General features: G+C 50.8%; 6 protein-coding genes. 2 read left to right on the forward strand and 4 right to left on the reverse strand.

Features of this window, described 5'->3' with window-relative positions:
• The first annotated feature begins 54 nt into the window (after positions 1 to 54).
• Both ACYU8Y_RS08865 and ACYU8Y_RS08870 read left to right on the forward strand, forming a co-directional pair.
• On the forward strand, positions 55 to 5,148 hold the full coding sequence (locus tag ACYU8Y_RS08865) for a hypothetical protein (RefSeq protein ID WP_460936297.1): 5,094 nt from the start codon (positions 55 to 57) through the stop codon (positions 5,146 to 5,148).
• A 307-nt stretch (positions 5,149 to 5,455) separates the two neighbouring features.
• Complete coding sequence (locus ACYU8Y_RS08870; protein ID WP_460936299.1) at positions 5,456 to 6,391, forward strand: CPBP family intramembrane glutamic endopeptidase; 936 nt, start codon at positions 5,456 to 5,458, stop codon at positions 6,389 to 6,391.
• Between the two features lie 44 nt (positions 6,392 to 6,435).
• On the opposite strand, the gene ACYU8Y_RS08875 is transcribed toward ACYU8Y_RS08870, so the two are convergent.
• From ACYU8Y_RS08875 to ACYU8Y_RS08890, 4 genes are all read right to left on the reverse strand, one after another.
• Positions 6,436 to 7,338, reverse strand: a complete 903-nt coding sequence (locus tag ACYU8Y_RS08875) for a DUF4249 domain-containing protein (protein WP_460936301.1) — start codon at positions 7,336 to 7,338, stop codon at positions 6,436 to 6,438.
• Between the two features lie 64 nt (positions 7,339 to 7,402).
• The gene (locus ACYU8Y_RS08880) at positions 7,403 to 9,844 is read right to left on the reverse strand and encodes a TonB-dependent receptor (protein ID WP_460936303.1); all 2,442 of its coding nucleotides are present in this window, start codon (positions 9,842 to 9,844) and stop codon (positions 7,403 to 7,405) included.
• A gap of 180 nt (positions 9,845 to 10,024) precedes the next feature.
• Positions 10,025 to 10,903 carry a PPK2 family polyphosphate kinase gene (locus ACYU8Y_RS08885; protein ID WP_460936305.1) on the reverse strand — a complete coding sequence of 293 codons (879 nt, stop codon included), beginning with the start codon at positions 10,901 to 10,903 and terminating at the stop codon, positions 10,025 to 10,027.
• Between the two features lie 82 nt (positions 10,904 to 10,985).
• Complete coding sequence (locus ACYU8Y_RS08890) at positions 10,986 to 11,867, reverse strand: PPK2 family polyphosphate kinase (protein ID WP_460939001.1); 882 nt, start codon at positions 11,865 to 11,867, stop codon at positions 10,986 to 10,988.
• Positions 11,868 to 11,916: the final 49 nt, after the last annotated feature.

Genomic DNA, 11,916 nt, shown 5'->3' on the forward strand with positions numbered 1-11,916 from the left:
ATAAACGTTGATAGGAGCGTAGTCGACCGCGCTTCTCTCGGCTATCGACTAGATATGAATCGCATACAGTACAGCCTGATCGTAACACTCTTAACCCTAACCACCGCCCTCGGTCAGGCGGTTCGGCTTTCCGACAAGCCCGATCAGTTCATGGCCGAAGTGCAAAAACTGATGGCAACGGGTGGACCAGTGGCCGTTCGGGCCGGTACCAATTTGCAATCACTCTGGTCGGAGAGTAAGCTATCCGCACCCCAGCAGGAACGGGTGATGGCCTTAAGTCGGAAACTGAATCAGAAGCGGCTTCCGGCGGCTACGCATTTCGCGCCTTTTTACGAATCACTTTACCTGGCCGCTACTGCACCGCAAGCTGGGCCTGCTACCGTTGACGGCATTCTGACGATTGCCGAGAAGTTGTTCGAGGCCAACGACCCTAAGGTGTTTGCCCGCAGTCTGGAAACCGCCCGACGATTCATGGAACGGCGCGAACTGTATGTCAGCACCTACAACAAGCTCTATGCGCTCGGCGGCACTTACCAGTTTCGGTATGTAGAGGGCGTGCAGCCTGTGCAGCCCGGAGCCGTTCAAACGCCCGCCGATTCGCTGGCTGCGGTTAAAGCCTCTATCGAGCGTTCCCGATTCGATGGCTGGGATACACCTGCTTCGACAGACTCAACGCAGCCCCGTCAACTTGGCCCTCAGTATATTCCGCAACGTCGGCCAATGCCAGCTGTAGCGGGTGTGGTGCTTAGCCTGAAAGACGTTTCGCTGGCGATTAAGGCCAACGGTGATTCGGCTGTTTTGGCCAATACCAGTGGTGACCTGATGCTTAAGGAGGGAATGCTGGTTGGACAGGGCGGCAAATTTACCTGGGAAACAGCCGGCCGGCCGGATATTTTCGTGACCCTGAGTGATTACGCCATGCCGGTTATAACCCCACGCCTTCAGGCCGACGATGTGACCCTGACGTATGGCACCAGCAAGCCCGTAAAAGGCGTTTTCGAGTATGTCAGCAAGAAAAAAGGAGGGCCCGTAACCTATCCACGCTTCATGTCCTGGCAGAGCGACGTGAAACTGCCCGACCTGGGTCCTGATCTGGAATACCGCGGTGGTCTGGCTTTATCGGGCACGCAGATGGTGGGGGCGTCGGCCAGTGGCCAACCGGCGCAGATCATCGTGAAATACAAGGGTAAACCAGCCTTTAAAGCCAGCAGTCGTCGATTTGAGTTTGGCACAAGTGACACGACCCGATTTGTCAGCAATAATGCTGGTGCCCAGCGTTCTGATTCAACGCAGGCTGGTCTGGCTCAGTCGGGTTTTAATACGATACCCGAACCCACCAAAGCCGTCGGGGGTAATGCGCGCTCCATGATCTCGGCGGCCTCGGCCGCGTTTGTGGGTTATGTCGATACAGATTCGATCTCGCACCCATCGGTGATGTTCCGGTATGACAAAAACCAGCGTATTGCCTGGCTCGACCGCGAGCAACGGACCGATTATGCCCGGGTGCCCTATGCTGATTCGTATCACAAGTTTTACATTATGCCCGAAGTAGTGCGCTGGGATTTACCCCGTCGGAAAGTCGATTTCTATCAGGTAGGTGCCAAACGTGAAGTGCCGGTTCGTTTTGAGTCGTACGACTACTTTCAGCCCCAGCGCTATGCCGACCTGACCGTTGATTATGGCTTCCACCCACTGCAAATCGTAGCGAACTACATCTCGACCAAAAAGCAACAGACATTCCTCGACGACGATATCGTCCAGTTCGCCAAAAATGTCAATTCAAAATCGTTGCGGGGCGCACTTAACCGCATGGTGCTGGAAGGCTACATTGACCGTGACCCGAACACCTCCCTGATGCGACTGAGTCGTAAAGGATATTTATACGTGTTGGCCTACACCCAGAAACGGGATTATGACAACTTCCAGGTACAGTCGCTGTTCGCGTCGAACGACAGCATCAAAAATGCGACGATTAACCTCGACGATAAACTGCTGACCATTCGGGGCGTTGAGCGGTTTGTGCTGTCTGATTCATTAAAAATAGTTGGTTTTCCATCCGACAAAACGTTGCGGGTTGGTAAGGGCCGGGCCTTTACGCTGAATGGTCAGCTAAAAGCGGGTAATCTCCGGTATGCAGGTCGTGATCTTAAATTTGATTATGACAAGTTTGGCATGACCATGAACAAGATCGACTCGATCACCTTCTCGTCGCCAAAACTGGCGGCTCAGGGGAAAGAAGGTGAAATTGGGGGCGATATCAAATACGAAAATCCCGGAACGGTTTACCTGGGTAGTGCCGACAATAAATCGGGCCGGATCGCGGGAAAGAAGACTACTCAGCGCCTGGTAATGCCCGAAGGGATGACGGTTTATTTTAACCAACCCGTTCGGGGCGATATTCTTTATAATCAGAAAGTTTATTTCAAGATTCCGGCCATCGACAACGACAGTCTGGGCAAAGGCGATATTTCGTTTATGGGGACGTTTTATTCCGACGGCATTTTCCCGCCTTTCAAAGCCGAGCTTAAAACGATGCCCGATAACACCCTCGGTTTCGTTCATAAAGCGCCGGCAACGGGCTATCCTGTATATAACGGCAAGAAAGGCACTACGCCATCGACGGTTAAATTTACGGGTGAGTTGACTATGGATAAGAGTGGGCTTCGTGCCGAGGGCGTCCTGAATCACCTGACCGCCAGCCTGAACACCAAGGGTATCTTGTTCATGACTGACTCGTTATTGGCGTCGGGAGAGAAGGGTGAAATCAAGGAAGGTGTGATTGGAAAAGGCTACTTTCCGCAGGTTCAGCTCAATAACTATAGTCTGAAATGGTGGCCCAAAGCGGATAGCATGGTCATTACGACGCAGAAAAATAACTTTAATTTCTACAACGCTACGACCAACCTCGAAGGGGGCCTGGCGTTGCGTTCGTCGGGTTTGTTTGGCAATGGAACCTTACGGCGGAAAGATTCTGAAGCTATCTCGGGTAGTATCAAATTCAATAAGGAAGGATTTATTGCCACCAATGCCCAGTTTAAAATAATAGCCGATAAAGAGACACCGGGAACCCAGATTGGTAAACCCATTCTGCTGGGCAATGGCATCGACGTTGATTTCAACCAGACGAAAGGAATTGTTGGTTTGTCGATCAACAAGAAGGAAAGCCTCGACGACACCGTAAGCGCCAGCATGGAGTTTCCGTTTGCGGCTTATAAAACCAGCATCAACCGGGCGGTGTGGAACATTAACGCGAAGACAATTGCCATGAAAGGCGATGTGAAAACATCGACCTTCACCGCTACGGCCGAAGAGCAGGAAAAGCTGACCTTCAACGGCTCGGCCGCCCTGTACGATGTAGAAAAACGGATGCTTAACATTAGTGGTGTGCCCTACGTCAATTCGGCCGACGCCCGGATTTTCCCCGAGAAAGGCCAGCTAACGATCCGTCGAAATGGAGAGATGTTGCCGTTGAAAAACGCCCGGCTCGAACTGGATACGATCAGTTTGTTCCACCGCCTGAAAAACGGAAACATCCAGATTCTGTCGCGCACCCGCTTTGCGGGCGATGCAACCTATCAGTTTGCAACCGCTAAAGGCGACACGGCCAGTATTAAAATGGGAAGTTTCGAGTTAAAGGAAGCCCCCGCTGTAGCATCCGCAACCCTAACGGCGGATACCAAGAAAACCGCCAAAGGTCGCCGGAACAGCAGTAAAGCCGCAGCGACTACAACCTATTTTACCGTTGCGCGCGCCGAAGTGGATGAGGACGACAACCTGCAACTGGCACCGAAAATGCTTTTCAAGGGCGCTATTGTGATGCAGGCTCCGGCACCTGATCTCGCCATGGATGGTTTTATCAAGCCAGCGTTGAAAAAACGGCAGGATCTGGTGGGCGGCTGGATTCCTTTTAAGGAAAAAGTCGAAGAACGATTGGAGGTTAAGGTAGACAAAAACCTGAAGAACGAAGGTGGGCAACTGCTGGTCGCTGGTATTCATTTCCGGCTGGGTGGTGCCGGTCTGTACCCAACGTTTCTGTCGCCAAAAGAGGATTCGAAAGACGACGACCTGTTTACGGCCACGGGTATTATGCGCTATGACGAAAAGGATAAAGTGTACCGGATCGCGTCGAAAGGTAGCGATCTCGCTTCCGCAGAGCCTGTGGCTGTAGCGACAATGCCGGACAGCGCCAAAACAAACGCAGTTAAAACGGATAGTACGAAGACCGACAGTACAAAAACGGATGCCATTGTGGCTACCGTTGACGATGAGGTTGAAAACGCCTTTACGTTTAACGATGCCCGTGGCGTCATGACGTTCAAGGGTAAACTGAACCTGCTCAATGCGGCCCCACACGAGTATCTGCTGGCGTCAGGCTCGGCGCGGGTCAACATCGACAGTAGCCAATATCGGTTCAATACGCTGTTGGCATTTACGTTTCCAGTGCCGGATCCAATGACTAATCTCATTTCAGATAAACTTGTCAAAGCGAATCTGGAGGAGAAAAATGACGAGGCTGCTGACGATGACCTGAACCGACTGTCGGATAAGCTACTGCCGCTGCTTGGACAGCAGGCGGTGGATGCCTACCGGGTTAAGGCGCAGAATCAGCACGCACCGCTCAATCAGGCATCGCCAAAGCTGAATGCTATGCTGGTGCTGGCAAACGCCAATCTGCGCTGGTCTACAAAATACAACGCTTTCTATAGTACAGGGCGGCTAGGCGTCTCGAACATGATGGCGACGGATATAAATGCCCAGATGGATGGCTTTGTCGAAATTCGGAAAGGCGCCAATGGTGACGAAGCGAGTATTTATCTGGAAGCGTCGCCGGATGTGTGGGTATTCTATGATTACAAACCGGGCAGCACACCAACCGCTCTCGGGCAATTAGCCATCGTGACCTCGGAGCAGGACATCAATGACCGGTTGTTAGCGGGATCTAAGAACTCATCAAAAGCCACCCTTGAAGTCGTTGCTGCTACGGCGGATGAGAAAGCTCTTTTTGTCGATCGGTATCTGGACCAGTACAAGACGAAAGTTAAAGCGGCTCCCAAGCCTAAGCCACAGCCAGGTCAAAAAGTGGTGAAGGAGGAGAAAAAGAAAGACGAGAAGAAAAAAGACAAGGAAGCCGAGAAAGAAGGGTTTTAATGGCTGTTTAGTTGTCAATATAAACCGATGGCAATGATACGGGCATTTTAAAGATGCCTGAAAATGCAGTTTTAAATAAGGTAAGAAGCTGTTTAAACTTGCCTTTTTTAAATGAAAAGTAAGGCATTTTTTGTCCTTCCGACGACAGGAGGAATCTTGAGTTTTCCTCGCAGGTAACTTTAAGATTCCTCCTGTCGCCAGAAGGACAAAAACAATCAAATTAAAGCGTGATTTCTAAGTTTAAACAGCTTCATAGTATAGTTTTTTTCGATAAGAGAAACTGCAGGTAGTACGACTGAAATTTTTCGTGAGAGCTCTATGGCGCGATTTGCGCACCCACCTTCGCGCCGACTTCCGACCTGACCTTTATGGGGCCACGGCTCTTTGGGTGATCTTTCTTATCGCTGTCAATTATTACGTTGACCTCGAGGACGCGTATATTGATTCGCATCAGGGTAAACCCATCTGGCCACTTCTGTACTTTTGCCTGTATGCCACCGCTTATTATGGCAGCGTCTGGCTTTGGACACATTTCCATCGGCGCCCCGACATCTGGCGTAACCGGGGTTTTTGGCTTCGAAGCGGGACGGCCCTGATCTGTTACGCCATCTACGCTGGTTTTTATGCGCACAGTTACTGGAGCCGACAACTATTCGATGGGCAGATTTATGTATTTGCCTACTACTGCCTGCACAACCTACAATCGGCACTGACCATCGTCTTACCGCTTTATGTATTCTATAAATTCCTGGAGCCCCAGCCAAGTCATTTTTATGGGATGGCGCCGAAGCGAAAGGGGCTGGTGCTTTATGCGATTCTGTTGGGACTAATGATTCCGCTTATAACGCTGGCGTCATTTCAGCCCGATTTTCTTCGGTCATACCCGACGTACCATGATACGAATGCCAACGAGTTTTTTGGGGTGCCCGAGTGGGTAACCGCACTCCTGTATGAGCTGTGTTATGGCTGGGATTTTGTGCCTACCGAATTGCTTTTTCGGGGCTTTCTCGTGATCGGCATGAGTCAGGTACTGGGCCGCGGATCTATATTGCCGATGGTCGTCTGGTACTGCACCGTTCATTTTGGCCGCCCTTTAGGCGAAGCCGTTTCGTCGCTGTTTGGTGGCTATTTACTGGGCGTTCTTGCCCTGAGTACCCGTAGCATCTGGGGAGGGTTACTCATTCATATTGGCATTGCCTGGGGAATGGAAATCGCGGCCTTTCTGCAGGGGGTAAATCGGTGATTAGCTGCGAATAAGGCGTTTGGTCGGGAGCAGTTCGCTGTTTCTCAATCTTCCCGCACGCGGATATTGGCTTGGACAACAGCGGCTGTTTTGCTACGAACGGCGGATGTGATGAAAAATCCCGTCGCCTTTCGCCCGGTAGTATTCGTGTTGATAATATTGGTTGGTACGTTGACGGCGGGTGTGGCAAACAACCCTCCATTCGTGATCTGGGTGCGTAGCGCCTGCCAAAAATCAAAGGCGTCGGCCGTAAGTGACTGGAGCTCTACGTTTACCACATCATTCAGGGCGTACAAACTATCCGGGTTAACCGACCGTCGGATAGGGGCAATAAACGTCAGGCCATCGGTAACCGTGTTTGCTCCCCGAAACCCACCATCCTGCGAGGTAATGATGTTTTCCGGTTTGTTCTGAAGCGTTCCGTTTCTGGAAAACCGGATTCGGTAATAATCAACGCCACCGGCAATGTCGACGGCGTAAAATTCCGCCCGGTATCCTTCCGTTTTCGAGATCGGGTTAATCTTTCGTTTTACAAAAATGATCGAGTCGATGGGAGGCAACCGATTCATCTTGGAACTGGCCCGATATGTATCGCCCTGGTAAGCAACGGTAAGCTGATACGTGCGACCAATATGACCCAGCGTGTCTTTACCCGTTGGCTGCCAAACGTAGTAGCCATCATTGTCGGGGTCTGAGAAGGGGTATGTCTTCCCGGCATCATCCGAAACCGTAACCGTTGCGCTGGTAGCAGGCGTAGGCTGGCTATTATCGAAGTAAGCAGCTGTCTGGGTGAGTCGAATGGTTTGCTTGCCAGGCTGATCGGTCAGTGTTCCATCAACGGATAGCTGGATCGGGCCTGTATTGAGTTTTGCGTCGATCACCGTTGTGCAACTGGTTAGCGTCTGAACAGCCAAGGCGATAAAGAAAACGAAAAGCGCTGATTTCATACTACTTGTGCCGCCCTTTTGGGCCAGCCATTACTCGATGTGTTGAACCCGGAGGGTACGATCGCTAAAATTTGAAGTTGTACGTTACGGACGGAATCAGGGTCGCAAAAACAGAATAGCGGATTGCTTCCGTTATGCGGGGGTTGTCCGCATTGGGCTGAAAGTACACCGAAAACGGGTTTTTCCGGGCGTATACATTATAAACGGAGAACACCCAGTTATCCTCTTTCCGTTTGCCCGGCCGTTTGCGTCCTTGCAGGGTAGCTGCCAGATCGAGCCGGTGATAGGCCGGAATTCGGTAATTATTCCGGGAGTTATCGGTGTTTTGTGGCACCACGAACCCTTCATATTCAAAGCGGTTCGTGGGGAAAGTGCCGGGCGTACCGCTGGCCAATGTGAACGTCGCCGAGAAATTCCAGCGCTTGGCTTGTGGCGGGTCGAACAGCAGTACTGACGTCAGGGTGTGTCGTTTGTCGAAACGCGTTGGGTACCAGTTGTTATTGTTGATGCCGTTGACCTGCCGCTCGGTTTTAGCCAGCGTGTAGCTAATCCAGCCGTTGACAACGCCCGTGTTTCGTTTGACGAAAAATTCAGCCCCGTAGGCGCGCCCTTTTCCACTCAGCAGATCACCCTCTAAGTATTTGTTGAGGATCAGGCTGGCCCCGTCAATGTAATCGATCTGGTTCTGGAGCCATTTATAATACACTTCAACGGAGGCTTCAAACTCGCTGCCTGCGCCCTGTGAACGACCGAAATTTTTAAAGTAACCGCCCGCTACCTGATCGCCAATCTGCGGTTTGATGTTGTTAGTCGATGGTGTCCAGATATCCAGCGGAGTCGACGCGGTTGTATTGGAAACCAGGTGGATATACTGGGCCAGTCGGTTATAGCTAAATTTAAGTGAGCTATTGCTGGTCAGGTCATACTTGGCCGAAAAGCGGGGTTCCCAATTTCCGTATGTTTTAATAACATCGCCACCCCGATAGGCCACCGTCGTAACCACTTCCCGCCGGGCACCCAACGGTACATCGGTCTGAAAAGTATATGCTTCGCCCGGTCCTACATAGTTAAATAACGAATAGCGCAGCCCATACTGGAGCTGTAACGTAGGCGTTAGCTGTTGCTCGTTGCCAACGTACAACGCGGCTTCGAGCGCATGCTTGTTGGCAATGCCAAACGTGCGCACACTACCCGAACTGGCGGCTGTGGCCATGCCTGGCTGGAAATCGTGAATAATGGCCTGCCCACCAAAGGAAATCGTGTTTTTGCCCAGAAATAGCGAGAAATCAGGCTTTAAGCTGTAATCGACGATACGGGAATCCGTACGGAAAAAGTCGTTCGGCCGTTTCTGTTTCAGGTCCGAATTCAGGGAGTAATCGTAGTTACTATAATACGCCGTGGTGTTCAAAAACAGCCGGTTACTGAATACATGATTCCAGCGGGCCGACAGCGTTGTGTTGCCCCAGTTGAAACCAAAATCAGACCCGAATACATCACGGCCCAGATACCCCGATAAAAAGACCGTGTTCTTGTCGTTAATGTGGTAATTGGCTTTTGCCGTAAGGTCGTAGAAATAGAATTTCGCCCCTTTCAGATCACCCGTCAGGAAAGGTTGCGCCAGAATGTCGGCGTAGGAGCGTCGGGCAGCGACGATAAACGAGCCTTTGCCTTTGAATAAGGGTCGCTCGTATGATAATCGACTGAAAATAAGGCCAATGCCGCCATTTAGTTCGGCTTTCTTGGCATTGCCTTCTTTCAGACGAACATCAAGAATCGACGAGATTCGGCCACCGTAATTTGATGGAATGCCGCCTTTTATCAGCTTTACATCTTTGACTGCGTCGGGGTTGAATACGGAAAAGAAACCAAACAGGTGAGATGAGTTGTAGACGGGCGCTTCGTCAAGTAGCACCAGATTCTGGTCGATACTACCCCCGCGTACATTGAAGCCTGTCGCCCCTTCGCCAACGGTCGATACGCCCGGCAGCAGTTGAATACTACGGATTACGTCGACTTCGCCGAGCAGTGCCGGAATTCGTTGCAGTGTTTTCACGTCGATCCGGTTGACGCTCATTTCAATATTTTTCACATTGTCGTCCTCACGCGTCGTTGACACGATAACTTCCTGAAGCTGTTTGCCTTCCTGGCTCAGTTCAAGATCTAGGCGAACGTTCTGATCGGTCAGATTTACCGTTTTATTCTGCTTTTCGTAGCCGACATAGCTGATAACCAGGTTGTAATTTCCCGGTTGTAACGTTACGGCATAAAAGCCGTAGCTGTTGGTCACCGCTCCTGTACCGGTTTCTTTAACGTAAACAGAGACACCAATCAACCCTTCGCCGTTACCCGCATCCTTTATGTATCCGCTGATGGTCAGGCCCGCCGACCGAATTCCTTTGTCGGGTACGTTGCTTCGGGTGTTCAGCGATCCCTGGGCCTCGGCAGCCCGTAGAGACATAAAGTTTATAAGAAGGCCGAATAGCCAGAGCTGTATGGTGTATTTCATAGTGTTACCAACGAGCCACACATACGGGTGATGGTGGTTTAGGTTGCTAGCGCAAAAATACGTTTGGGTAAGTTAAGCCTGGGTGAAAAATAGATGAAGCACCTAAATAACGGGGTGAGCGGCAGTCCATGCTGGACAAAACAGGATGGCTAGCCGTGGCGCTCCTTCACCGCTCCAAGGCTAACTATCCTGTTTTTTGATTTGGTTGATTAGCTTTTTTGCTTCTTTATCGTCTGTTTCTGGAAAACTCACGGGTAGCGATTCGAGAATCTCGGTCAGAATTGTCGCGATGATCAGTTGTTGATTCACCCGGTCGTCGCTTGGGATCACATACCAGGGATTCTTCCGGGTAGCGGTTGCGTTGATGGTATCTTCGTAAGCCTGCATGTACTGGGGCCAGAATTTCCGCTCTTCCAGGTCCGTGGGGCTTAGCTTCCATTGTTTTTCAGAGTCTTCCAGCCGGGCAATGAGCCGCTGGCCCTGCTCTTTCTGGTCGACATGCAGGTAGAATTTCACAACAGGGAAGCCATTCCGAAACAGGTAATCTTCAAAATGGACAATATCGCCAAACCGTTGTTTCCAGAGCGTTTCTTCGTTAGTCGGCAAGAGATTAACGGGAATAGATTGGTCCTTAAGCCGCTCGGGATGGACACGTAAGGCAAGTACTTCTTCGTAATAGGAGCGGTTGAAAACACCAATGTTGCCGCGCTCGGGCAATTCCTGCCAGAAGCGCCACAGAAAATCATGCTTTAAGTCGCCCTTTTCCGGTTTCTTGAAGGGCGCTATCTGAAACCGTGACGGGTTAACGCCTTTAAATATCCGACGGATACTACTGTCTTTTCCCGCGGCATCCATAGCCTGAAAGACGACTAGCAGACCATAATGCTCATCGGCATGCATTTTATTCTGAGCCTGATCCATGCGGGCCGCGAGGGCATCCAGCTGTCGGCTTTGATCGGCCTCGTCAGTGTAAAAGGGATCAATGCGAGTGGCCATCTCCTTATACGAAAATGACCGTTTTTCATCGTACCGGAAATCTTTACTATTTATTTTTTTCATAACGTAGCTGAGCCATTCGAAAGCCGCAGTTTAAACTAAGAATAGCGGCTTCACTGTGTTAGGTGACACATTGGCCGCGCTTTTATTGTGCCTGAATAACCGGAATTAATTTCTGCAGAGCCTTGAAGCGTTCATCATTGGGCTCAGGTTCGGCAATCGGCAGTTTTTTGAGTTCGTCGATAATAATCCGGCCTACCAGCAGACGCATATTCTTCTTGTCGTCGGCCGGAATTACATACCAGGGAGCTTTCTCGGTGGCGGTTTCACCGATGCAGGTTTCGTACGCATCCTGATAATCGTCCCAGAATTCGCGTTCCTTAACGTCGCCTTCTTCAAACTTCCAGTTCTTCTCCGCATCCTCAATCCGGGCAATCAGACGCTCGCCCTGTTCTTTTTTCGACACGTGCAGGTAGAATTTAACCGTTGGGAAGCCGTTGCGATAAAGAAAGGTTTCCATATCCCGAATAGCCTCGAAGCGGTGCTTAAAAAGCTTATCCAGGTCCTCCGTTATTTTTTCGGGTAATCGCTGGCTCTCCGTCAGAATCTCGGGATGGACTTTGGTGACCAGCACTTCTTCATAATACGAGCGGTTGAAAATTCCGATCGTGCCGCGTTCAGGTAGTTCGCGCCAGCTGCGCCACAAAAAGTCATGGTCAAGCTCCTGGTCGGTCGGTCGTTTGAACGAATAGACCCGAACACCAGCGGGGTTAGTGCCTGTGAATACGTGCTGGATGGTACCATCTTTTCCGGCCGCATCAAGAGCCTGGAAGACCGCTACTAACCCAAACCGATTGTGGGCAAACATACGCTCCTGCCACTTGTCGATCTCGGCCGCCTGCTGCCGAAGCAGCGCTTCGTAGTGGTCGTTATCTTCATAGAGGTCATCTACTTTAGTGGGTGCTTTTTTTAGTTTAAATGGCTTATCGCCATCGTAGCGGAAACGGTCGGTATCGAAGTCTTTCACAGGCAAGGGGGCGTAAACTTTACGCACGAGAGTTATGTTAAACAATCAG

The organism is Spirosoma humi, from assembly GCF_054776575.1.